General features: G+C 42.7%; 22 protein-coding genes. 12 read left to right on the top strand and 10 right to left on the bottom strand.

Annotated features, from left to right (window positions below; all coding sequences use genetic code 11):
• Nucleotides 1-62 precede the first annotated feature (62 nt).
• From topA to FTU77_RS09210, 4 genes are all read right to left on the bottom strand, one after another.
• Nucleotides 63-2,705 carry a type I DNA topoisomerase gene (gene topA, locus FTU77_RS09225; RefSeq protein ID WP_078192741.1) on the bottom strand — a complete coding sequence of 881 codons (2,643 nt, stop codon included), beginning with the start codon at nucleotides 2,703-2,705 and terminating at the stop codon, nucleotides 63-65.
• A gap of 38 nt (nucleotides 2,706-2,743) precedes the next feature.
• Nucleotides 2,744-3,193 carry an ammonium transporter gene (locus FTU77_RS09220; RefSeq protein ID WP_180055621.1) on the bottom strand — a complete coding sequence of 150 codons (450 nt, stop codon included), beginning with the start codon at nucleotides 3,191-3,193 and terminating at the stop codon, nucleotides 2,744-2,746.
• Between the two features lie 70 nt (nucleotides 3,194-3,263).
• Nucleotides 3,264-4,265: a hypothetical protein gene (locus tag FTU77_RS09215; RefSeq protein ID WP_180055620.1), complete on the bottom strand. Its 1,002-nt coding sequence runs from the start codon at nucleotides 4,263-4,265 to the stop codon at nucleotides 3,264-3,266.
• Nucleotides 4,266-4,397: 132 nt separating this feature from the next.
• Nucleotides 4,398-4,643: a SlyX family protein gene (locus FTU77_RS09210; RefSeq protein WP_078189840.1), complete on the bottom strand. Its 246-nt coding sequence runs from the start codon at nucleotides 4,641-4,643 to the stop codon at nucleotides 4,398-4,400.
• A gap of 34 nt (nucleotides 4,644-4,677) precedes the next feature.
• On the opposite strand from FTU77_RS09210, the gene FTU77_RS09205 reads away from it, so the two are divergent.
• The 4 genes from FTU77_RS09205 (at nucleotide 4,678) to FTU77_RS09190 (ending at nucleotide 9,698) form a co-directional block, all read left to right on the top strand.
• Nucleotides 4,678-6,582, top strand: a complete 1,905-nt coding sequence (locus FTU77_RS09205; RefSeq protein ID WP_180010180.1) for an ATP-binding cassette domain-containing protein — start codon at nucleotides 4,678-4,680, stop codon at nucleotides 6,580-6,582.
• 186 nt (nucleotides 6,583-6,768) lie between these two features.
• Nucleotides 6,769-7,530, top strand: coding sequence for a 3-oxoacyl-ACP reductase (locus tag FTU77_RS09200; protein WP_180055619.1), 762 nt, complete (start codon nucleotides 6,769-6,771; stop codon nucleotides 7,528-7,530).
• Nucleotides 7,531-7,617: 87 nt separating this feature from the next.
• Nucleotides 7,618-8,553 (top strand): LpxL/LpxP family Kdo(2)-lipid IV(A) lauroyl/palmitoleoyl acyltransferase, encoded by a 936-nt coding sequence (gene lpxL / locus FTU77_RS09195; protein WP_180055618.1) that lies wholly within the window; start codon nucleotides 7,618-7,620, stop codon nucleotides 8,551-8,553.
• Between the two features lie 32 nt (nucleotides 8,554-8,585).
• Nucleotides 8,586-9,698: a glycosyltransferase family 4 protein gene (locus FTU77_RS09190; RefSeq protein ID WP_180010178.1), complete on the top strand. Its 1,113-nt coding sequence runs from the start codon at nucleotides 8,586-8,588 to the stop codon at nucleotides 9,696-9,698.
• A gap of 159 nt (nucleotides 9,699-9,857) precedes the next feature.
• On the opposite strand, the gene FTU77_RS09185 is transcribed toward FTU77_RS09190, so the two are convergent.
• Complete coding sequence (locus tag FTU77_RS09185; protein WP_249733635.1) at nucleotides 9,858-10,163, bottom strand: hypothetical protein; 306 nt, start codon at nucleotides 10,161-10,163, stop codon at nucleotides 9,858-9,860.
• Between the two features lie 371 nt (nucleotides 10,164-10,534).
• Entirely contained in the window at nucleotides 10,535-11,662 is a 1,128-nt protein-coding gene (locus tag FTU77_RS09180; protein ID WP_180055616.1) for an endonuclease/exonuclease/phosphatase family protein, read from the bottom strand.
• A 185-nt stretch (nucleotides 11,663-11,847) separates the two neighbouring features.
• Here FTU77_RS09180 and asd point away from each other — a divergent pair, with 185 nt between their 5' ends.
• From asd to truA, 5 genes are all read left to right on the top strand, one after another.
• A complete protein-coding gene (asd, locus tag FTU77_RS09175; protein WP_180005293.1) occupies nucleotides 11,848-12,966 on the top strand; it encodes an aspartate-semialdehyde dehydrogenase in 1,119 nt (372 codons plus the stop codon).
• Nucleotides 12,967-13,109: 143 nt separating this feature from the next.
• Nucleotides 13,110-14,543: a hypothetical protein gene (locus FTU77_RS09170; protein WP_180055615.1), complete on the top strand. Its 1,434-nt coding sequence runs from the start codon at nucleotides 13,110-13,112 to the stop codon at nucleotides 14,541-14,543.
• Nucleotides 14,544-14,618: 75 nt separating this feature from the next.
• Nucleotides 14,619-15,929: a fimbrial protein FimV gene (locus tag FTU77_RS09165; RefSeq protein WP_180055614.1), complete on the top strand. Its 1,311-nt coding sequence runs from the start codon at nucleotides 14,619-14,621 to the stop codon at nucleotides 15,927-15,929.
• A 49-nt stretch (nucleotides 15,930-15,978) separates the two neighbouring features.
• Nucleotides 15,979-16,941, top strand: a complete 963-nt coding sequence (locus FTU77_RS09160) for an asparaginase domain-containing protein (protein ID WP_180055674.1) — start codon at nucleotides 15,979-15,981, stop codon at nucleotides 16,939-16,941.
• 16 nt (nucleotides 16,942-16,957) lie between these two features.
• Entirely contained in the window at nucleotides 16,958-17,755 is a 798-nt protein-coding gene (gene truA / locus FTU77_RS09155; protein WP_180055613.1) for a tRNA pseudouridine(38-40) synthase TruA, read from the top strand.
• A 130-nt stretch (nucleotides 17,756-17,885) separates the two neighbouring features.
• Here truA and FTU77_RS09150 read toward each other — a convergent pair whose 3' ends face one another.
• Entirely contained in the window at nucleotides 17,886-18,893 is a 1,008-nt protein-coding gene (locus FTU77_RS09150) for an AraC family transcriptional regulator (RefSeq protein WP_078189717.1), read from the bottom strand.
• Between the two features lie 231 nt (nucleotides 18,894-19,124).
• On the opposite strand from FTU77_RS09150, the gene infA reads away from it, so the two are divergent.
• The 3 genes from infA (at nucleotide 19,125) to FTU77_RS09135 (ending at nucleotide 20,436) form a co-directional block, all read left to right on the top strand.
• Entirely contained in the window at nucleotides 19,125-19,346 is a 222-nt protein-coding gene (infA, locus tag FTU77_RS09145) for a translation initiation factor IF-1 (RefSeq protein ID WP_001284370.1), read from the top strand.
• Nucleotides 19,347-19,650: 304 nt separating this feature from the next.
• Nucleotides 19,651-19,875, top strand: coding sequence for a hypothetical protein (locus FTU77_RS15990; protein ID WP_257222218.1), 225 nt, complete (start codon nucleotides 19,651-19,653; stop codon nucleotides 19,873-19,875).
• A gap of 114 nt (nucleotides 19,876-19,989) precedes the next feature.
• Nucleotides 19,990-20,436 carry a hypothetical protein gene (locus tag FTU77_RS09135; protein WP_373685819.1) on the top strand — a complete coding sequence of 149 codons (447 nt, stop codon included), beginning with the start codon at nucleotides 19,990-19,992 and terminating at the stop codon, nucleotides 20,434-20,436.
• Nucleotides 20,437-20,510: 74 nt separating this feature from the next.
• On the opposite strand, the gene leuB is transcribed toward FTU77_RS09135, so the two are convergent.
• From leuB to leuD, 3 genes are all read right to left on the bottom strand, one after another.
• Nucleotides 20,511-21,590 carry a 3-isopropylmalate dehydrogenase gene (gene leuB / locus FTU77_RS09130; protein WP_078192754.1) on the bottom strand — a complete coding sequence of 360 codons (1,080 nt, stop codon included), beginning with the start codon at nucleotides 21,588-21,590 and terminating at the stop codon, nucleotides 20,511-20,513.
• Nucleotides 21,591-21,631: 41 nt separating this feature from the next.
• Entirely contained in the window at nucleotides 21,632-22,195 is a 564-nt protein-coding gene (locus FTU77_RS09125) for a hypothetical protein (protein WP_168377913.1), read from the bottom strand.
• A gap of 109 nt (nucleotides 22,196-22,304) precedes the next feature.
• The gene (gene leuD, locus FTU77_RS09120; protein ID WP_180055612.1) at nucleotides 22,305-22,955 is read right to left on the bottom strand and encodes a 3-isopropylmalate dehydratase small subunit; all 651 of its coding nucleotides are present in this window, start codon (nucleotides 22,953-22,955) and stop codon (nucleotides 22,305-22,307) included.
• Between the last annotated feature and the right edge of the window lie 53 nt (nucleotides 22,956-23,008).

The following is a 23,008-nucleotide window of genomic DNA, read 5'->3' as shown; positions in this document are numbered from 1 at the left end:
TATGCCTGATCAAAAGACATAAAAAATGCCGACCGAAGTCAGCACTTTATTGGTTTTAAAGCTTAAGCCTCAACCCACTTACCGTCTTGGTACACCAAAGACCATTTGGTTTGTTTGCCTTCAGCATTTTCAGAACCAATATATTGCGCTTGGTTTTTACGGCTGAATTTTACTAATGTTGGGTTTCCTTCAGGATCGACATCTGGTGCTTGTAAGATGAACTGATATTTCGCATCCAACTGATCTGCGACAGAACGTAGTTCAGCCACTTTCGGTGCACGAGTTTCACGAACTTTCGGGAACTTACTTGCAGCTAAGAATAAACCTGCTGCGCCATCACGAAGGACAAAGAAGTCATCATGTTTGGTTGAACGTAAGTGCTCCATTTTAATCGGATCTACACGTGGAGGTGCAGGCTGACCGCTCTTCAACACTTTACGTGTATTGTCACAGCTATTACATGCAAAGTAAGGACCGAAACGGCCTGTCTTCAATTGCATTTCGCCATCACATTTGTCGCACGGAATGGTTGGACCATCATAACCTTTGATTTTGAACTCACCTTCTTCAAGCTCAAAACCAGCACAATCTGGGTTATTACCACAGATATGTAACTTACGACCGCCATCAATCACATAGCTGTCCATGGCTGTTTCACAGATTGGACAACGTTTTTTCGACATTAAATCTGCTGTTTCTGCCGAGTCATCGTCAGACAATGCAGCCAATGATTCTACAGGTGTCAGGTTTAAAGTTCCCTTACAACGCTCTTTTGGCGGTAAGTTATAACCTGAACAACCCAAGAACACGCCTGTAGTCCCTGTACGAATCTGCATCGGACGGTCACATTCTTTACAGTGCACCGCATCCACTTCTACAGGTAAATTACGGCGCATGCCATTTTCACCCTGAGCTGTGGTTAAGCGTGTTTTAAAATCACCGTAGAAGCTATTGAGTAACTCTTTCCAGTTACGATCACCATCGGCGACTTTATCCAGCTGGCCTTCAAGGTCTGCAGTAAATGCATAGTTCATCAAGTTATTAAAGTTTTCATCGAGACGGTCTGTCACGATTTCACCCATTTTCTCGGCGAACAAACGACGGTTATCGAGCTTCACATAACCACGGTCTTGAATGGTTGAGATAATCGCAGCATACGTCGATGGACGACCAATCCCTTTTTTCTCAAGCTCTTTGACCAATGATGCTTCAGTGAAGCGCGCAGGTGGTTTAGTAAAGTGTTGAGATGGATCTAATTTTTCAAGCTTGAGTACTTCCCCAACTTTTACAGCAGGTAGCAGTACATCATCATCCGATTTGTTTTGACCACGTACTTTAGTGAAACCATCAAAGACCAGTGTACGGCCTTTGGCTTTGAGTTCAACACCATTGGCATTGACTAAAATCGTTGATGATAAATATTCTGCAGGGGTCATTTGACATGCAACGAACTGACGCCAGATCAGGTCATAAAGACGCTGCGCATCACGCTCTACACCCACCAAACTATCGCCTTTTAGCGCTACATTTGATGGACGAATCGCTTCATGGGCTTCTTGCGCACCAGCTTTATTGCCGTAGCGATTTGGTTTAGCCGGTAAATATTTTTGTCCAAACTCAGTTTCAATATGACCACGAACCATATTTACAGCGTCATCACTCAAGAATGTTGAGTCTGTACGCATGTAAGTAATAAAGCCCGCTTCATATAAGCGCTGTGCCAACATCATGGTTTTCTTCACAGAAAAACCTAAACGTGTACTCGCTGCTTGTTGCAGTGTAGACGTGATGTATGGCGCACTTGGATTAACCTTGGTGGGTTTATCTTCACGAGCTGAAACTGTGTAGTCGGCATCTTTAATCAGGTTCAGTAAAGCATCCGTTTCAGCTTTGTTGTGCAGTTTTAAAGTCTTGCCATTTTGCTTCACCGCTTCTAAGCGGATATCGTCTTTCTTCGACTTGGTATCTGCAAAAACTTGCCAAAACTCTTCTGGAACGAAGGCACGAATTTCACGTTCACGCTCAACCACAAGTTTAACAGCCACAGATTGCACACGACCTGCCGATAAACCACGGGCGATTTTTTCCCATAAGAGTGGCGAGATCATAAAGCCCACAATACGGTCGAGGAAACGACGGGCTTGTTGAGCATTGACTTTATCTGTATCGAGGCGAGAAGGATGTTTAAACGCTTCTTGGATGGCATTTTTGGTAATTTCGTTGAACACCACACGTTGATAACGTGAGTCGTCACCGCCAATCACTTCTTTTAAATGCCAAGCAATTGCTTCTCCTTCCCTATCCATATCCGTTGCGAGATAGACCTCGTCAACTTGCGATGCAAGCTTTTTCAGTTCCGCAACAACATGTTCTTTACCCGGTAGGACTTCGTACTGTGCCTTCCAGTCATTTTCAGGGTCTACACCCATACGATTAACCAAAGCTTTTTGTGCTTTTTTGGCTTTTTCAGCTTCAGTTAATTTTGCACGAGTTACTGGCTTTTTCTCTGCTGTTTTACTCGAGCCGCCTGTAGGTAAATCACGGACATGACCCACCGATGATTTCACGATGTAATCAGAGCCCAAATATTTATTGATTGTTTTCGCTTTTGCAGGCGATTCCACAATCACTAACGCACGCTTTTTCCCAGCATCGGCAGATTTTGCTGTGGTACTTTTAGATGTGGACCGAGGAGCGTTCGCCATAGTTAACCATCATTCCTGTTTAATAGGTTTTTTAAAATTTAAAGTTCAGCCAATGAATGTAAAAATGCTTTCATATCTTCAAGCTGTGTGGCTCTTAAGTCAGATTCTTCGTTCCAATAGATTCCTACACAGTTTGCCTGCATATCAATAGCATAAATGCCCTTTAATGTAATGGCTAAATCCTTGAACTTGTCATCACCATGCACCAGTTCAAGTTTTTCATCGACCACTAAAGCACGCATTAAAGGCAAACGCGCATCTGGAATCAGCACACTGTAATACGCCACCATACTGGCACGTTTTTCAGAAGCCATTGGAATCTTGGTCCAAGCAGGTGCAGCCACTAAACGTGGGTGCAGCCCCATCTTACGCGCCTTCTCACGCATAATGCCCAAGGCTTTTTCTCTAGGATTTACTCGAAGTCCAAAAATCGACCCAAGTACAAAGACCACAATAAAAACGGTAACCCAGATTCCAGTATTTTCCATAGCACAACCTTTATATTCCTTTATTAGAGTTGCATAAGCGCAATATAAAACGCAAGTTCACTCGATAAAATTAATTCAGGAACATCTCGTGGCTATATAGCACTTCGTGACCATTCCAATAGATATATCCTTTTTCGATCAACTCTTTAAGTAATAATCGAACGTCAGATTGTGGGAACATTTGCTCCAATAAATCACGTAAGGCGTAGATATCTTTTGGTTTATCTGACTTTAATTCATGCAATTTTCGGATCACTTCCATTTGCACAGGGTCAATTTTATTGAAATTTTTAAACAAGCCTTGCTGTGCAGCCTGAATCATCGATGCCGTATCATCAGTATTTGAGGTTTGATCTTCGAGTGAAGCACTAAATGCATTCAGGTCTGTTTTTATCGGCAATGCTGTTTCAGCAGTCGCATTTAAATCTAGCTGTACCCATTGTTTGAGTACTTTTTTTCGAATCGAAATTTGCTCATCAAAGCGTTTGACGATTTTTAGATTGATCAACATACCGACCAAATGCTGAGCTTTTTCGCTAGAGACTTGCAAAATATTCATCAATGAGTTTTTCAGTTTATCCAAACTGTTGGGTTTGCCACTGAGTTTTTCCAGACCATCACAATAGTGTTTAATCAGTAATAAATCAGGTTTATTCCGAATGGTTTCTAGGTCAGGAATTTTATACTTCACTTTATGTGAAACTTCTTGTTCTGACTGAATTTGAATGAGATGTGCACTGAGTCCAGAGCCATCCAATTGTTCCATCAGTAATTCAATATCAGGCATTGCTGAAATGACTTCAATATGCGCATCTGGATCCATCAAGGCCATCAGTTGCCCCACAATCACCGCATATTCAAATTCTTTTTGCGGTGTTTCTGGAATATCCAAAACCACCAATTGACCACTCGCGATCCACCCTGCAATTTCAGTCAAATCTTCAAGTGCATATTCAAATTTTCCGCTGCAGCTAAACACATACAAAGTACTGTAATGTTCAATGATATTGCGCAATAGATTTGCTGTGGGCGGGTTATTTTCCAAATCTAGCAGGACAACTTTTTGACTCATGAGATGAAATAATGGGTTTCGATCAGCAGATGCGGTGCATTAGACCTGTCACGCTGCAAAAGGTCAAATAAATTTACACCAATCCACAGCTTTGGCGCTGATTCGTCATCTGCCTGTCATTCAATAGTGACATTAATAATGCGGTGGGCGGTTGGTCATCGGGTCAAATGCCGCGATGCCTTCAGATAAATCTGCCGATTCAATACGACGATACAACATCTGCATTTGTTTCTTTAAATCAGCGATTTCGGCGTTTTGACGCGCAACTTGATCATTCAGTTGGTCAACTAAATCATCTAAAAATGCAATTCGGACTTGCAAATCTTCAATGGGTGCGGAAAATGACGCCTGTTCATCAAGATTTTGTTGTGTAGTCAATTTACACTCCTCATATAAGATTTCAGGAAACATTATGGCCTATATTACTTTAAGGGACGTCCAGCTTGCATTTGGCGGACCTTCCCTACTCGACGGCGCGAACTTCAGTTTAGAACGTGGCGAGCGAGTGTGTCTAATCGGTCGTAATGGTGAAGGTAAGTCTACTTTACTTAAACTGATTGAGGGAACTTTATTGCCAGACGGGGGTGAAGTTTCATTGCAAAATGGCATTACGATTTCAATGCTTGCTCAAGATGTGCCCATGGATTCGGGCAAAGTTGCTGATATTGTTGCCGATGGTGCAGGTGAAGCCGCTACTGTACTGCGTGCTTATCATGAAGCCAGCGAAGCCTGCGTACTCGGTGATATGGACGCCTGTGAGCGCATGGGTAACCTACAACATCAGATGGATCAAATGGATGGCTGGTCACTTGAAACTAAAGTGAATGCCATCCTCAGTAAAATGGGCCTAGACCCAGAAGCTGACCTTGCAGATTTGTCTGGTGGTCGTAAGCGTCGTGTTTTATTGGCACGTGCTCTCTTGACGCAGCCCGACGTATTACTACTCGACGAACCGACCAACCATTTGGACGTTGAAAGTATTGAATGGCTCGAAAAATTCCTGCTTGATCAAAACAACTTAACCCTGTTGTTTATTTCGCATGACCGTTCATTTGTCGACAGCATCGCAACCCGTATTGTGGAACTTGACCGCGGCATTTTGCGTAGCTATGAAGGTAACTATTCACGTTACCTCGAACTCAAAGCTCAGCAAATGGAAGCGGAAGAAAAGCAAAATGCGCTATTCGATAAAAAACTCGCTGAAGAAGAAGTATGGATTCGTCAGGGCATTAAAGCGCGTCGTACCCGTAACGAAGGTCGTGTTCGTGCCTTAAAAGCATTGCGTGAAGAGTCTAAAGCGCGCCGTTCACAACAAGGCAAAGTGAGCATGGCAACGCAAGATGCGCAGCGCTCAGGTAAAGTGGTCTTTGAAATTGAAAACTTAGCTGTGCAATTTGGCAACAGCGCGCCAATCATCAAAGATTTCTCGGCACTGGTATTACGTGGTGACCGTATCGGCTTAGTCGGTGACAACGGTGTGGGTAAAACCACTCTTATCAAAGCTATTTTGGGTGAGCAAGAACATACTGGTACAGTAAAAACAGGTACACAGCTTGAAGTTGCTTACTTTGATCAGCTTCGAAATGCACTTGATCTTGAAAAATCAGTGAAAGATAACGTTTCTGAAGGCTCAGACCATGTCGATGTAAACGGTAGCCGTCGTCACATCTACAGTTATTTACAAGACTTTTTATTCTCTCCAGAACGCGCACGTACACCAGTTAAAGCACTGTCTGGGGGTGAGCGTAACCGTATTCTGTTGGCGAAACTGCTACTGAAACCATCGAACCTTATCGTGATGGACGAACCGACCAACGACTTGGATATGGTAACTCTTGAACTGTTGGAAGAAATGCTCAGCGCTTACAAAGGCACACTGTTACTGATTTCGCATGACCGTGCCTTTATGGACAACGTGGTGACGTCGACTTGGGTATTTGATGGTAAAGGTAAAATCGATGAATACATCGGCGGTTACCAAGACTATTTGGAACAGCGTCCTGACCAAACTGTCGTGGATCAAAAAAGCGATGTGAAAAAAGCCATGGCTAAAGCCGAAGCAGCGGCTGCCGCTGCGGTGCCTAAAAAAGTCAAGCTCAGCTATAAAGACCAACGTGCCCTAGAACAACTGCCGACTGAAATTGAAGCATTGGAACAAGAGCAAGCTGAATTGTCTGAAAAATTAGCTGACGGTTCTTGGTTTATGACTGACGCTAATGCTGCGACCAAAGCATCACAGCGTCTAGCTGAAATTGATGACGAAATGCTGGAAAAAATGGAACGTCTAGATGAGCTAGAAACACTTGCTAAAGGCTAAGTCCACAAAGATTCCATACAGAAAAAGCCGTATTTCGATACGGCTTTTTTTATGTCATATGACTCGACTGGATGGCTAACCTAAATGACGCTGTTTTAAATTGGAGCATACAGCGTTTGTAAAGACGATTCCGCTAATGTGAAAAGCTTGCTATGGTGACGTTCAACATAAGATTGAGTCACGAGCATGCAAATTTCAGATCAAATTGTCTTGGTTACAGGGGGCGCACGTGGCCTCGGTTTGGCAATTAGCCAAACGTTAATTGCTGAAGGCGCACGCGTGGTCGTGAACTATCTATCCAGTCAAACTGCAGCAAAACAGTTGGCGACCGCATTTCCTCAGCAAGTGTTTGCCTATCAAGCAGATGTCACCGATAAAGCTCAAGTAGAACAGCTTTTTGCGGCGGCGGAAGTACATTTTGGTACCGCAATCACCTCTGTCGTGAATAATGCCCTCATCCATTTTCAATTTAATGGCGATGCCCGTCCTAAAATGGAAGAACTGACTGCACAGCACTTACAGCAACAGTTTGATGGCGCAGTCGTCGCTGCACTCAACACCACGCAAGCGGCGCTTCCCAAGATGAAAGCACAGGGTTTTGGTCGCATTGTCAATATTGGCACCAACTTGGTACAAAACCCTGTCGTGCCTTACCACGACTACACTGCAGCAAAAGCGGCACTTTTGGCCTTCACTCGCACAGCGGCGCATGAGCTGGGTGAGTTTGGGATTAACGTCAATATGCTTTCAGGTGGCTTATTACAAAGCACCGATGCCAGTAAAGCGACGCCCGATGCCGTGTTTGATTTAATCGCGGCATCAACACCTTTACGCACAGTGACCACGCCTGAAGAATTTGCTGCGGCCATCATGATGTTCTTATCCCCATACTCACGTGCGGTCACAGGGCAGAATTTGATTGTCGATGGCGGTTTAGTCAAAGGTTAAGTCTAGCGCAGCATGAGGTTGAACTTTCTCTTTCAATTCAGCTTCATGCTAAACTGAACCCTATTTTTTAATCTTTGATTTAGCCCTATGAGTCAAAAGCCAACATATCAACCCGGAAAATTCCAATGGTCTTTCTTACTTCCTCAGTATTGGGGAATATGGATAGGGATTGTATTTCTTATGATTTTGGCGATTCTTCCATGGGCAGTTCAGTATCGACTTGGGCAACTCCTCGGTTCTGTTGCATTTAACAATCTTAAGTCACGTCGTAAAACCACGATTCGCAACATGGAAGTTTGCTTTCCTGAATGGACGGCAGAACAAGTTGAGGCCAATGCACGACAGGTTTTTATCGACCAAATGATTGGCATTTTTGAAACCTTAAATGCATGGTACAGCCCGCAGTGGTTCAAAAATCGGGTGCAAATTGAAGGCTTAGAACATATTCAAAATGCACAAGCTGAAGGCAAAGGTATTTTGCTCCTCGGCACACATTCTACCCTGCTCGATGCAGGTGGCTATTTATGCGCACAGTTCTTTGAACCGGATGTGGTTTATCGTCCGCAAAATAATCCGCTGTTGGATATGTTGATTGTGCGTTGCCGTGCCACCATCTATGCCAACCAAATCGATCATGATGATATGCGTGGCTTGATTCGCAATCTGAAAAATGGCCATGCCATTTGGTACAGTCCCGATCAAGACTTTGGTTTAAAACAAGGGGTCATGGCACCATTTTTTGGTACTCCAGCAGCCACTGTTACTGCACATCGTCGCTTATTAAAAATTGCTAAAGCCGAGGCGATCCCGTTGTATTTTTATCGAGACGGCGACATCAGCAACCCTCAATATCATGTATTGATTGAACCTGCTTTGGACAATTTTCCGAGTGACGATGAAGTTTCGGATGCTATTCGAACCAATAAAATTATTGAAAATCAGCTGCGAATCGCACCGACACAATACATGTGGTTCCATCGCCGCTTTAAAACCCGCCCACAAGGCTATGACAAAATCTATTGAGTTCAACTCAGCACATAAAAAAGAGAAATGCTATGAAAGTGATGCAGCTTTTACCTGAATTGAACAGTGGTGGTGTCGAGCGAGGAACCTTAGAAATAGCTCGTGCTTTAGTGACCGCCGGTCATGAGTCCTTAGTGGTTTCAAATGGTGGCCGTATGGTGACTCAATTGGAAGCCGAAGGCTCAACTCATCTCACGCTCGCAATCCATAAAAAAGCCTTATCAAGCTTATGGCAAATTCGTCCTCTACGTAAACTGATTGAGCAGCATCAACCAGACATCGTGCATGTGCGCTCACGTGTCCCTGCGTGGCTCACGCATTTTGCCCTCAAAGGGATTCCTGCAAACAAGCGACCTCACCTGATTTCAACTGTACATGGTTTTTATTCGATTAATCGCTATAGTCAAATCATGACGCAGGCTGAAAAAGTCATTGCGGTCTCGGATAGTGTTGTCAAATACATCACGGACAACTACAAAAACTGTCCTACCAAGGACATTGTGCGTATTTATCGTGGCATTGACCCCGCTGCTTTTCCACATGGTTATCAACCCTCAGCACAGTGGCTCAATCAAACCCTAAAAGATTTCCCTGAACTAGAAAATAAGCGTCTGATTTGCTTACCAGGCCGTATCACCCGTTTGAAAGGTCATGAAACCCTGATCCATTTAATGGAACAGCTACAAACACAGTATCCCGACGTACATGCGGTGGTGGTCGGTGGTGCAGATCCGAAAAAAGCGGCTTATTTACAAGAAATGCAAGACAGTATTGCGGCTAAAGGGCTGAGTGATCGGATTACTTTTGTCGGTCATCGTTCAGATATCCGTGAATGGTTAGCTTTTAGCGATTTGGTTTTGTCTTTGTCGAGCCAAGCGGAAACCTTTGGACGGACAGTACTTGAAGCACTGTCTGTAGGTACACCTGTAATCGGTTGGAACCGTGGTGGCGTAGCTGAAATTTTATCGAATGTCTATCCGCAAGGTTTAGTCACTGTCGATGATGAAACACAATTACTCGACACCTTAAAGTTGCATTTAGACCAACCACAACACGTGCAGCCTATCAGCATGTTTAGTTTAAAAGAGATGTGTGATCAGACTTTGGAGTTGTATACGCAAGTGGTCTCTCAGCATTCAGCTTGATTGACTACACGCCATAGATCTTTGCTGTACAGGATAACGCTCTGGAAATCTTTTTAATTCAGCAACTAGATCAGCATCTAGAAAGGATATTGTGAAATGCACAATATCCTTTTTTATTATGAACTACTCAATGGTTATTATGAATGACTCAATGGTGATTCAACCCTTCCATACACGGTATCGGGCCATCAACCAAAGAATTAGCGGCAACAACATGACATTTAGAATATGTTTCAAACTTTGCCCTATACGCCAAAAGCCTCTATCTAAAATATCATGGCGTGCATTAAACAATTCCAATCCCACTGCGACGACCACAACAGTCCAAATCGCATAAGGTGATTTCAATTGGCGGTGATGGCAAAAGGCCACAAAAAAGAACAGTATTAAGCCAAGGTAAATGGAAAGTGCATCGGTGGATAAGTGTGTAATCTGCAATATTTTTTGGTGCCATTCGTACAGCATAGAACGTCTCATACCTATATTTTTATTGGAAATTCATCGTTTTTTTCTTGGCACACTGTATAAAGAAATTGATCAAAAGAAAAGCAAAAAATTCTATATCACAAAAGCAAAACCCGAGTTCTGCATCCTGCAAAACTCGGGTCTATGAGGTTGTGCTTTCACAAGTATTCTTTTTATTTTTTATTGGCTTTCCTTTCCTGCATCCGTTCCGTGATGCTTCCATCGGCTTCGTCTTCCTTAGTGGGATGTTCCGTTCCCAGTTCCATGTGCCGATGAACAAAGAATAAGTCAATACACTTGACCTGACCATTCGTCAGAAGCCGAAAGCTGTGTAAGCTATTTCTTACACTTTTCTCTTAAATCAAACAAAATCAAAGTGCCTTCGTACCATCCTTATAATCACGGGCGATTTCATCGGTCACAATCTTCTCCTCTTTCTCAGCTTTTTCTATACCCTCCTGAATTGCCTCTTGCGCTTCTTGTTCATCTTCATCTGTTTGCTCTAATTCTTCTTGGATTTGCTCAAATACCCTGCCTGTTTGCAGCACTACATAGACAGGAAAATGGTCTGAACCGATATTGGGCAAGCGTTCCATATGTACCAAGGCAAAATCTGTACTATGAAAAATATGGTCGAGCGACCAACGCAGCAGTGGATAATTGGCATGAAAGGTATTTACGAAATGCCGTCCAACACGTGGGTCTAAAAGCCCACTGATTCGTTGAAAGAGTCGTGTAGTACGTGACCATGCCACATCATTCAGGTCCCCCATAACGATGCAACTTTCATCTAAATCTTTAATCTGATCGCCCACAATCAGCAATTCTGCATCGCGTAAAGTTGAATCTTTGGCTTCTGTTGGACTTGGCGGTTTGGGATGTAAACAATACAGTTGAACCTGATTTCCTGATGCTAAGGTGACTCGGGTATGGATCGAAGGAATTTCATCACTGAGAATAAATTTGACTTCAGTTTCACTAAGTTCTAACTTGCTATACAAATGCATCCCATACAAATTATCCAAAGGTACGGGTACGCGATAAGGATAATCAGCTTCAATCACTGCCAATTCATTTTGCCAAGTTTGATCTGTTTCTAGCGTGAGTACTAAGTCAGGTTGATGCTTTTGTATTTGTGCCAATAATAAGTGATATTGAGTATTCGGCGTAAGTACATTTGAGACAATAATTGAAATTTGTTTCTGTTTATCTAACTGGTCTGAACGAACTTTTTTGACTTGTTTTTTCCAAATAAAGGTATAAGGCAAAACCATTTTTAATTGATATGCCAAGGCAGCAATCAACCCAATTAAAATGATTTCACGCGCCAAGTCCCATTCAGCATTCCATAAAATTAAGCCTATGAAGGCAAATATGCCCAAAGCCAAGATTTGCAGACGCGGAAAATCTGCACCACGAAACCACCATTCATCTCGTGGTATGAGTGACCAAAATGTCAACCAAATGACGAAGCCCGCCAGTATTTCAATCCAAATCATTACGCCTCCCTTATATTCTTTATTTTTTATTGATTCATAAATTTATATCAGTTTTGCATGTAACATAAACAAGATATATTGCACAATATTATTGGTGTTTTCATTATGTAGCGCTTGCAGTTATGCGCCCTTTTGGTACACTCGAACCCCCTTTTTATTTTTTTAACGCACCGAGGCAAAGTGACATGAAAGTAGGTCTGGTCGGTTGGCGCGGGATGGTTGGTTCCGTCCTTATGCAACGTATGGTTGAAGAAAACGATTTCGCTCATTTCGAACCGTTTTACTTTTCTACCAGTAATGCAGGTGGTGAAGCCCCTGCGTTTGGTGGTAAGACTGCCCCAGCACTTATGGATGCAACGGACATTGATAGTCTGAAGCAAATGGATGTCATTATCACCTGCCAAGGTGGCGATTATACGACTGAAGTTTTCCCTAAGCTTAAAGCTGAAAATTGGAATGGTTACTGGATCGATGCTGCATCGACTTTACGTATGGATGATGAAGCGATCATCGTACTTGACCCAGTAAACATGAACGTAATCAAAGACGGCTTAGTGAAAGGTACAAAAACATTCGTGGGTGGTAACTGTACCGTTTCACTTATGCTGATGGGTTTAGGCGGTCTATTCCAAAATAATTTAGTGGAATGGGCAACCTCAATGACATATCAAGCGGCTTCTGGTGCAGGCGCGCAAAACATGCGTGAACTGATTTCAGGTATGGGCTACTTGTATAACAACACCAAAGACTTGCTGGATGACCCACGTTCACCAATTTTAGATATCGATTCTAAAATTGCACAGTTACAACGTGGCGAAGGTTTCCCATCTGCAAACTTCGGTGTGCCTTTAGCGGGTTCTCTCATTCCTTATATCGACAAACAGCTTGAAAGCGGTCAGTCGAAAGAAGAATGGAAAGGGCAAGTTGAAACCAACAAGATCTTAGGCAACCAGCAAATCGTTCCAATCGATGGCCACTGTGTCCGTATCGGTGCAATGCGTTGTCACTCTCAAGCATTGACTTTAAAACTTCGTAAAGATGTTCCACTGGATGAAATCGAAGATATTATCGCAAGTGCCAACGATTGGTCTAAAGTGGTTCCAAATACGCGTGAAGCGTCAATGACTGATCTGACTCCTGTTGCTGTAACTGGCACCTTGTCTGTTCCAGTTGGTCGTCTACGTAAGCTCAACATGGGTAAAGAATACCTAGGTGCATTCACTGTGGGTGACCAATTGCTTTGGGGTGCTGCTGAACCTTTACGTCGTATGCTAAGAATTCTCATTGATTATAAAAATGCTTAAGCATTTTTAAGTCTCTGAACAAGAAGCCGATCACAATTGATCGGCTTTTTTATGTAACTGTCGTGTAAATATTTTACAATTCTTCGACAACTCGCTAATCTATAATTTTCGCCATGCGACATATATTCGAGCTAAAGATTAAGATGACCGTATATAACAAATTAAAGATCGCCATTTTAGCCGTTATTGCATCTCAAAACATTCAAGCGATCAGCATTGATCCTGTACAAGTCCAGTCAGCACCCGGGGAATTGCTGTACGCTGAGATTCATTTTCGCCACTCAAATACATCTGTGCCGCTCAATGCAAGTTTAGCCACGGCAGAGGATTTGTTAAGTATGGGTACAGGGCATCAACCACCGGGACATTTAAACTTCTTTACACGTCGTGATGGTGCAGGCAATGGGGTAATTACCATTACCTCTTCGCGTCCAGTGACCGATGCTGAGCTTAATTTTATTGTCAATATTAAAGAAGGTAATGCTTCACGCCTGCAACAAATTCGCACACCATTAAAACGCAATCCAGCGCCGTCGAATGCGAATCAAACACGTGCCAATGAGCGTGCTTTAGCACCTGTCGTTATTGTAAATGAAAAAGATATTGCCTTAAATTTACCTGTCAGCACACTGTATACCGCAAAAGCACCCGTAGCTGCAGAACACCCCCTATTACTCAGTACCAAAGCACCGCCAAAATTAGCACAATTAGCAACTTCAACGCCTGTTGCGATTGAACCTGTCACGCATGTACAAAATTATAGCGTTGCACCTGCGGAGCAAAATAGCGCAAATACTTCATCTGGTTCTGAAACATCAATTTCGCAAGTTACAAAAACCAATTCGACCGGCTCTGTCAGTTCAGAAATGCAAGCCACACAAACTGCAACAGCATCAACTGCAAGATCTAAAGACCCATTGGCACAAAAATTTGCTGCGGAGCAGGCAGCACAAAAACGTGAAAATCCAACAACGACAGCTCAAAAAGCATCTACACCAAAACCAACAAGTACCGCGGCTTCATCGACAGCAACACCAGCGGCAAAATATGTGGTTCGCTCAAATGAAAGCCTTTGGGGGATTGCCTCACGTATCGCGACAGAACAAAACCGCCCTGTTTCTGAAGTCATGCAACAAATTAAAAACAGCAACGAACATGCATTCATTCAAGGCGATGTAAACCGTCTGCGCCGTGGTGCTGCCTTAAATCTGCATGGTATGCAGCAAGCAAAACAGCCTGTAAAAGTCTCTGCTGCAGAACTTGCCAAAGTGCCTTCGAAGCAGTCAGGCAAAACCAAATACCGCTTGAATCAAGCTGAAATGAGTCTGGTGGCAGAGAAAGCGCAAGATTCGGCACAATCTTCTGCCAACAGCGCAGCAGAAAAGAATAAAACTTCGAAAGAGTTGTCATTAAAAGTTATGACATCTCGTGAAAAAACCGTTAAATTACAGAGAAACGTAACTGAATTAGAATTGGCGCTAAATCAAAAGGATCACAGAATTCAATTATTAAATGCTCGTCTTGCTCAACTGCAACAACAGTTGAAAGCTCAACAAGCAGATAAAAGAAGCCAATAAACTAAAACGTTACTAATCAAGATTTTATAGGGATGAGTGCAACTTTATATCGCTCTATCTCCAAGGGGTTAAAACATGCTGATTTATGTGATTCCATTAGTGATCTTAGTGATCGTATTGGTTTTTTTAAACAAACGCCAAAAAGGTCAAGAATCAGATAAAGCCAAACCAACATCCACTAAAACCAAGAAATCGGGTGTTTCAGCCAAAGCGACTCCGAAGAAAACTCAAGTGGTTGAAAGCAGTGTCATTGAAAAAAAATCAATGACGCCGTTAACGACCGATGCTCGTGGTAAAATTGAAAAATTAATTGCGGAACGTAATTTCTTTTCTGCTGAAGCGCAAATTAATCAATCATTAAAACGTGACAACTCACAACATGAGTTGTATCTATATCTATTAGATATTCACATTTTACAAAAAGACGAATTTGCCATCAGCCAATTGCTGAGCCATATTCGTTCACTTGAACTCGATGAAATTTTAGAACAAGCTGAAGCAAAAAAAGTAGAGTTTGAAAATTCTCAAAATGTGAAAGATGATGCCATTAACTTTGTATCACCGATCACTGAAGAGGCTCCCTCAAAAGCCCAAAATACCTCTGATTTTGATGCTTTAATGCAAAGTTCAACTGCTGCACCTGTTGAGCCCAAAGCAGCCGAAATTAAACCACTAGATTTTAATTTCACCACTGAAACGCCTGCAAAAGCAGACATTTCTACCCCAGTTGAAAGTGCGCCTGCTGAAAAAATACAGCCGCTTGAATTTGACACGCTTTCAATTTCACCAGAACCTGCACTTGAAGCAACACTGAAAACCGAAGAGATTGCTCAGCCATCTCCTGCCGTTGAAGAAATCAAACCAATTGATTTTGCAATGGACTTTGCCCCAAGCACTGAAGCTGCGGCTGAAACTAAAACAGAAACTGTAGAAGAAAAAATCGAGCCTTTAGATTTTTCATTTACAACAGAAACACCAGTTGTAGAAGAAAACAAAGTTGAAGCTCCAACCTTAAACTTTGACTTAGGTGCTTTTGAAACAGCAAAAACAGAAGAAGCCGTTGTCGCTCCTGCAACAGAGTTTAACTTAGAGTCTACGCCTGAAGAGAAACCTGCCGCACCTTCTTCAAGTGGTGTGAGTTTTGACATTAGCGGTTTAGGCACACCTTCAACCCCATCTGCTACAGACCAAAACGATCCATTGGTTCAATCTTTCCCCGAACTGGTTGAAGTCAATGAAATTGAATTGAATCTTGAGTTGGCAGCGCAATACATCAAACTGGGTGCTTATGACGCTGCACGTGAAATTTTGACTGAAAAAGAAGCTGAGTTTTCTTCAGCTCAACGTCAACAAGCAGATCAGTTACTGAATCAAATCGCATCTTAAGCAAAAGCGATTTAAACTAAAGCAGTCTTTCAAGGCTGCTTTTTTTATGATGAAAAAAATTGCTCTTATTTATATGGGTGGTACCTTCGGTTGTATCGGTGAACCGTTAAGCCCCATGCCAGCGAATGCGTTTTTACCTAAATTACAGCATGTGCTGCCACTACACCTAAACATTGAATGTTTTGTTGCACCTGTCATTCGTGACAGTAGTGCTTGTACTGCACCCGACTGGCTGGCACTGATCCAACAAATTCAAAGTTTACAATTACAACAATTTCAGCATTTCGTAATTATTCATGGCACAGACACGCTTAGCTATGCCAGCGCAGTACTTGCACACTTTATGGCACAGTCTGCTCATATCGTGCTTACAGGCAGCCAATATCCGCTGTTTAATGTGGCTGGTGACAACACCCGTGAATTTACCGATGCCATCGACAATTTAAATTTTGCATTGGAATCGGTACATCAATCGAGTGTTGGGGTTTATTTGGCCTTTCATCATCAACTGATGCATGCTCAATCCGCACTAAAAGTACATACAACCGATCTGAAAGCCTTTGATGGGCTGCCAGCCACACAGCCACTTTCAACGCTTACATCGCCATATATTGTTCAAGCCAATGATTTAGACAAAGCGGCTCATTTCAATTGCCTGAATTGGATGTTGCAACCGATTGCAACCAAGCTACACAGTCAAAATTTAGCGGCTCTACTTACACACACTCCAGACGTTTTAATTCTGCAAGGTTTTGGCACAGGCAACATTGCCGTTGATGCTGAATTACTCAATATATTGAAGGCTATACAACAAAAAAATTGCAAAATTATTTTAAGTACACAGGTTGTTCATGGCGGTATAGATCAGCGCTATGCTGTCAGTGACTGGGTCAAAGATAGTGGAATATTACTGAGCAATTGTTTGGGTCATGCAGATCTTTATGCCAAATGTTTGAAAATGTATTTACAATACGGCAGTGCCGCAGACTGGACTGCGCATTGGAACGATTAAGTCATTTGAGGTAACTATGCAACGTTTTGCGATTGGGATTGAGTTTTGTGGCATGCAATACAAGGGCTGGCAAACTCAGCAACCGGGCGTACCAAGCGTGCAAGAAACCATTGAAACCGTCCTCAGCAAAGTGGCCAATGAGCCAATCATGTTGCACGGCGCTGGCCGAACAGATGCCGGCGTCCATGCAACCAATATGGTGGCACATTTCGATACTCAGGCGATTCGTCCCATTCGTGGATGGTTAATGGGCAGCAATAGCCAATTACCCCGTGATATTTCCATCCAATGGATTAAGGAAATGGATCAGGACTTCCATGCCCGCTTTAAAGCGCAAGCACGTCGTTATCGCTATGTGGTTTATAATAATCCACAGCGTCCAGCTTTATTACATAAGCAAGTGACCCATGTTTATACCAAGCTAGATGTGCTGAAAATGCAACGTGCCGCGGCCAAATTTGAAGGCACTCATAATTTCGAAAGCTTCCGTGCCGCAGCCTGTCAGTCCAATCAGCCAGTTCGTCATGTCAGCCATTGTCGCTTGATCCAACACGGATGTTACTTAGTCCTAGATATTCAGGCCGATGGTTTTTTACATCACATGGTGCGTAACATCATGGGCTGTTTATTGGAAATTGGGCAAGGTATGTATGACGTTGACCATATTGACGACATTTTTGCGGCTGAAGACCGAAAAGCAGCTGGTGTCACCGCACCGCCCGATGGGCTGTATTTTATCCATGCAGACTATCCAGCACAGTTTGAACTTCCTCAAGTTCCGCTGGGACCTCATTGGTTAAATATGCCTGAATAAAAAATTCCTCCCAACCTCCCTTTCACAGAGGGATGAGTGTCATTTTCGCCATTGCTAGGTTCTAAAAATGAAAGTACCCCTTTCAAAGGGGGGGATTCTGTTTAGGGAAGGATTTTATCGAAGATCAACCTTAACGCTGCTTCCGCTTACGGTATTCCACAGGCGTTTCATTGGTCCAGCGTTTAAATGCGCGATAGAACGTACTTGGCTCAGAAAAACCCGTTAAGTAAACAATGCGCTCCACACTTTCATTGGTATTGGCCAATAATTTTTTAGCCAAACGACAGCGATAGTCTGACAAAATTTGCTGAAAACTGGTATTGGCTTCTGACAACTGAGTCCGTAAACGACGTGGGGTAATGTTGAGCTGTGCAGCGACCGTTTCGAGTGTGGTTTCACCACTTTCAAGCGTTGAACCAATAGCACGGCGAACTTCACCAACCAAATCATAACGCGCCAACTCCTGAAGTTTTTCAATCGCTAACTGCTCATGCAATTGTAATAACTCAGGTTCTGCCTGCCACAATTGATACTCTAAAATAGCCGGATCAAAATACAATCGGGTTTCTTTTTGCCCTAAGCTCACAGGGCATTCATAAACACGGAAATACTCATCATCTGGCGCGCCCTGACTAAAGTTAAAGTCGATATAAATCGGCTGAAAACGCCCTTCAGTAATAAACTTAAAGAAACGCAAAACACCGGACATCGCGCATTCAGAAAAATGACGATTCACGATATTTTCTGCCCAAGGCTGATGACCATTGGTCAAATAGCAGCGGTCATCTTCTATCACCAATTGCGCATGAAAGGCATCGCTGATTAAGCGTTGATACGCCAAAGCCCGCTTTAAACCTTCACCAAAATTCTCAGATGATATAAATAAGTGTTCAATCACCTGCCCTCGATATAAAGGCAAATGCTCTCCCAGATGCAAACCAATATCAGGATCTTTACTGACTTCTTCTGCAGCCACCCAGAACGCAAATTGCGCATTCAATGGGGTACGGTCATTGGTTTCAACCTGATTTAATGCCACACCCGCTTTTGTTAAAATTTCTTCTGTTGGCAATCCGGCACGACGAATCGCTTGATACCCTAAACGCAACACAACAGATGCATCAGTTAGCTGACCCACTCCAGAACCTTCCTTGTATGTACTTCATTTATACCTAAAAAGATTGATTTTAGATTAACTGCGATTGACCAAACTGACAACAGTTACTGCACATTTTTTGTTGAAAATATTTAACTAAATTGTTCGCTTATTTTACTGACAGTCGATCAGTTCAAAGCCTTTTACGGCTTGTATTCTGAAAAAAAATTGACTATAATTTGCGCCTTGCTAATTTATTCATTCAGGTAGGCTATGGCCAATAAAGAGGAACTCATCGAGTTCGAAGGCGTTGTCACCGAGACGCTTCCTAATACTATGTTCCGTGTACGTTTAGAAAACGGTCATGAAGTGATTGCTCACATCTCTGGCAAAATGCGTAAACACTATATCCGTATTTTGACTGGCGACAGTGTTAAAGTAGAAATGACACCTTATGATTTGACTAAGGGTCGTATCACTTACCGTGCGCGCTAAGTTTTAGCGAAGCGAAAAAGCCACTTTATAAGTGGCTTTTTTTTGTATCTATTTCAATGCAATGATAAAAATTGACTGCAAATTTGCTTTCCTTTACAGTCTAAAAACATAAAAATTCGATTAAAAAATTTAAAATATAAGGATATAAAATCATATGAAACATCTAGGATTAGTCGGTGCTGTCTTTTGAGTTGCTTGTGCCACGACAGGCCAAAAGCAACTCAATCAATCCCTACAACACGATATTGGACAGCCAGCTGATCAAGTTCGTAAAGAGCTCAACTTAAGTCAATTGGGCTACAAAGTGATGGGAGCACCTGTACAAAGCAATGAAAAACTTAGCTATACGATTGTACGCTCGATGCCAATCCCAATAGGTACACCAAATATCGGCACCAGTATAGCCATGGGCGCACCTATCCCAACGCCGTCTAAAGGTGGAATCACTGTCGATATGGAATGTAAAATCGAGTTCAAATTACGCAACCAAATCGTTGAATCCATTGACTATGTCGGTAAAGCTTGTTGATCCTGTATTTGAATACTAGAGGCTAATCCTGCTCGGATGACCGTGTATCAAATGACTACAGTGTTATACAGACCAATCTGACTAAACTGAATTTATTTCGTGAGGAGCTGATCCATGAAATTTATTTTGGAACATCAGGTTTACGAAGATCACCATTTTATTCACCCCACATTGAGCATGGGTTGCGTTCTAAGCATTGTGTTATTGGCTGGCTGTACCACGACTTCAACTCTCTCATCCGTTGAACGTGAACGCTATTTAGCCTCATTTATTGGTCAATCGAGCCAAACGATTCAAGCAGAACTCGACCTCAGCAAACTCGGCTATCAAAGAACCTCTCCCGTAGAGGTCAGTTCGGACTACCTCCTTTATCGTGTCGCACGCCCGATCAGTATTCCTTTACCGATGGCGGAAAATCCTGCGATGGGCATGGGCAGCGGCGCTGCTGTGCCGATTCCCAGTGGAAATACACGCTATGAGGTTGAGTTAAACTGCCTTATTCAATTTAGCTTAAAGCATAATATTGCAACTGATGTCCGATTAACTGGTCGCACCTGTTAACGCATCAATTCTAGGATTGATAATTTCTAGGCACAAAAAAACGCAGCATAAACGCTGCGTTTTTTGATTCGCCATTAGTTCAATGCAGAAACTACAGCTTGACCCATTTCAACAGTACCGACTTGAGTACTGCCTTCTGACATGATGTCACCTGTACGTAAGCCTTGATCTAAGACGTTACCTACTGCATCTTCAATTGCTTTCGCCGCAGCTTCTTCACGGAAGGTATAACGTAGCATCATAGCAACAGACAGAATCGTTGCTAATGGGTTCGCAATGTTTTGACCTGCGATGTCTGGCGCTGAACCGTGGCAAGGTTCATACATGCCTTTACCATTTTCATCTAAAGAAGCCGATGGCAACATGCCGATAGAACCGGTTAACATTGCCGCTTCATCAGACAAGATATCGCCGAACAAGTTACCAGTCACGATCACATCAAATTGTTTTGGCGCACGAACCAATTGCATTGCAGCATTGTCAACATACATATGAGACAAGTTAATTTCAGGATATTGCTCTTCTTTTAACGCAGTTACAGTTTGTTTCCAAAGCTCAGTCACTTCTAGTACATTGGCTTTATCCACTGAACACACTTTACCACCACGTAAGTTCGCCATTTCAAAAGCAACTTTGGCAATACGCTTGATTTCAGATTCTGCATATACGTCAGTATTGAAACCTTGTTTTTCGCCGTTTTCGAGTTCACGAATACCACGTGGTTGACCAAAATAGATCCCGCCAGTTAACTCACGTACGATCAAGATATCCAAACCTGCTACGATTTCAGGTTTTAAGCTCGACGCATCTGCAAGCTGCGGATAAAGAATTGCTGGACGTAAATTAGCAAATAAATTTAATTCTGAACGAATTTTTAATAGGCCACGTTCTGGACGAATTGAACGCTCAATGGTATCCCACTTAGGACCACCCACTGCACCCAATAAAATCGCATCAGCAGTCTTCGCTTGTGCTGCTGTTACTTCTGGATAAGGTGAACCGTGCGCATCGATCGCTGCACCACCTAAAAGACCTTGTTCCCAAGTCAAACCTAAGTTGAATTTCTCGTTTACACGTGTCAGCACTTGTTCAGCCGCTTTCACGATTTCAGGACCAATACCATCACCTGGTAAAATCAAAATATGTTTTGACATGAGTCTTTCCATTTATACGCTGGCTTGATTACCAGTCAGATTTAAAGTTTCTTTTCTACAAACTCACCAAGTCCTGTGAGGACATTGTAGGGTCGGCAGAAACGTCGAATCGTTTTTGCACCTTGCTTTAAGTCTACACAGAGCGGATCAGGCGCAGATTTATCCAGTAAACTGCCTGTGTTTTTTGAACGCTCTCGGTACATTTTAAAGGTGTACTCGTGTTTGGACCTAAAGTTGTGAATGACATGCAAGCGCTCTGCTTTTTCCTGAGAAATTGGATAATAGCGAATCACGACTTCATGCTGACCTGAAGGTACAGACAAATACAAAGGATTAGGCTCAGACAATGAACGACCATTCAACCGTACAATGCCTGCTTTAATCGCAGCACGTTGTACATGTTGATTATTTGGATCAACCACCTGTATTTGATCAAAACGCTCAAATTCACAATGCGCTGTACCTGCACAGTAAATCAGAGCATTATTTTTTGTACTTTCAGTTTCTTTCACATTTTTAATGCGTGCCGTGTCAAAGCTTTGACAGGCAGAGAGCGTTGCGAACAGCGCTCCCGTTACAACCAGCTGACCGAAGAACTTTTTCATTTTTCGAACCCAACCTGATAAATTCTGGCTAACGTATAAATTTTGTTTCGCCTGATATTAGCAAGACTTAAGCCGACTGACTACTAAGAAGTTCTACAATGACACTGACTTAAGCTTTAATGTCTGCAAATACCCAAGGGCGAGATGCTTTGGTTTTTTCTTCATAAGCGCGGATATCATCGGCTGCTTGTAAGGTTAAACCGATATCATCCAAGCCATTCAATAAGCAGTGTTTACGGAATGGATCGACTTCAAATGTAAATGCTTCACCACTCGGTGTACGTACTTCTTGCGCAGCCAAATCAATGGTTAATTGATAGCCTTCAGATGCAGTACATTCTTTAAATAACTGATCGACGATCTCTTCAGACAAGATCACTGGCAACATGCCATTTTTAAAGCTGTTATTAAAGAAAATGTCCGCATAGCTTGGTGCAATGACAGTACGGAAACCATATTCTTCTAATGCCCAAGGCGCATGCTCACGGCTCGAACCACAACCAAAGTTTGCACGAGAGATCAAAATCGACGCACCTTGATAACGCGGTTTATTCAATTCGAAATCGGGGTTAATTGGACGTTTTGAAATGTCTTGACCTAAATAGCCTTCATCCAAATAGCGCAACTCATCAAATAAGTTGGCACCAAAGCCAGTACGCTTAATTGATTTTAAAAACTGCTTTGGAATGATTAAATCTGTATCCACATTGGCACGGTCTAATGGTGCAACGATACCTTGTTCAACGGTATATTTTTTCATGTTTATTTCTCACTGAATCCGTGACCTCTCCCTAACCCTCTCCTAAAAGGAGA

Source organism: Acinetobacter sp. YH12142 (assembly GCF_013418435.1).
Classification (GTDB): Bacteria; Pseudomonadota; Gammaproteobacteria; order Pseudomonadales; family Moraxellaceae; genus Acinetobacter; species Acinetobacter amyesii.
The sequence above is the reverse complement of the archived record's forward strand: the minus strand, read 5'-3'. Positions and strand labels throughout refer to the sequence as shown.

Bases quoted from the DNA above. Each gene is read 5' to 3' on its own strand.
- FTU77_RS09215 (WP_180055620.1), bottom strand. From the start codon at position 4,265: ATGAGTCAAAAAGTTGTCCTGCTAGATTTGGAAAATAACCCGCCCACA.
- FTU77_RS09190 (WP_180010178.1), top strand. From the start codon at position 8,586: ATGAAAGTGATGCAGCTTTTACCTGAATTGAACAGTGGTGGTGTCGAG.
- topA (WP_078192741.1), bottom strand. From the start codon at position 2,705: ATGGCGAACGCTCCTCGGTCCACATCTAAAAGTACCACAGCAAAATCT.
- FTU77_RS09165 (WP_180055614.1), top strand. From the start codon at position 14,619: ATGCTGATTTATGTGATTCCATTAGTGATCTTAGTGATCGTATTGGTT.
- infA (WP_001284370.1), top strand. From the start codon at position 19,125: ATGGCCAATAAAGAGGAACTCATCGAGTTCGAAGGCGTTGTCACCGAG.
- leuD (WP_180055612.1), bottom strand. From the start codon at position 22,955: ATGAAAAAATATACCGTTGAACAAGGTATCGTTGCACCATTAGACCGT.
- lpxL (WP_180055618.1), top strand. From the start codon at position 7,618: ATGAGTCAAAAGCCAACATATCAACCCGGAAAATTCCAATGGTCTTTC.
- FTU77_RS09185 (WP_249733635.1), bottom strand. From the start codon at position 10,163: ATGCTGTACGAATGGCACCAAAAAATATTGCAGATTACACACTTATCC.
- FTU77_RS09205 (WP_180010180.1), top strand. From the start codon at position 4,678: ATGGCCTATATTACTTTAAGGGACGTCCAGCTTGCATTTGGCGGACCT.
- leuB (WP_078192754.1), bottom strand. From the start codon at position 21,590: ATGTCAAAACATATTTTGATTTTACCAGGTGATGGTATTGGTCCTGAA.
- FTU77_RS09125 (WP_168377913.1), bottom strand. From the start codon at position 22,195: ATGAAAAAGTTCTTCGGTCAGCTGGTTGTAACGGGAGCGCTGTTCGCA.
- FTU77_RS09180 (WP_180055616.1), bottom strand. From the start codon at position 11,662: ATGATTTGGATTGAAATACTGGCGGGCTTCGTCATTTGGTTGACATTT.
- FTU77_RS09135 (WP_373685819.1), top strand. From the start codon at position 19,990: ATGAAATTTATTTTGGAACATCAGGTTTACGAAGATCACCATTTTATT.
- FTU77_RS09160 (WP_180055674.1), top strand. From the start codon at position 15,979: ATGAAAAAAATTGCTCTTATTTATATGGGTGGTACCTTCGGTTGTATC.
- asd (WP_180005293.1), top strand. From the start codon at position 11,848: ATGAAAGTAGGTCTGGTCGGTTGGCGCGGGATGGTTGGTTCCGTCCTT.
- FTU77_RS09220 (WP_180055621.1), bottom strand. From the start codon at position 3,193: ATGGAAAATACTGGAATCTGGGTTACCGTTTTTATTGTGGTCTTTGTA.
- truA (WP_180055613.1), top strand. From the start codon at position 16,958: ATGCAACGTTTTGCGATTGGGATTGAGTTTTGTGGCATGCAATACAAG.
- FTU77_RS09170 (WP_180055615.1), top strand. From the start codon at position 13,110: ATGACCGTATATAACAAATTAAAGATCGCCATTTTAGCCGTTATTGCA.
- FTU77_RS09200 (WP_180055619.1), top strand. From the start codon at position 6,769: ATGCAAATTTCAGATCAAATTGTCTTGGTTACAGGGGGCGCACGTGGC.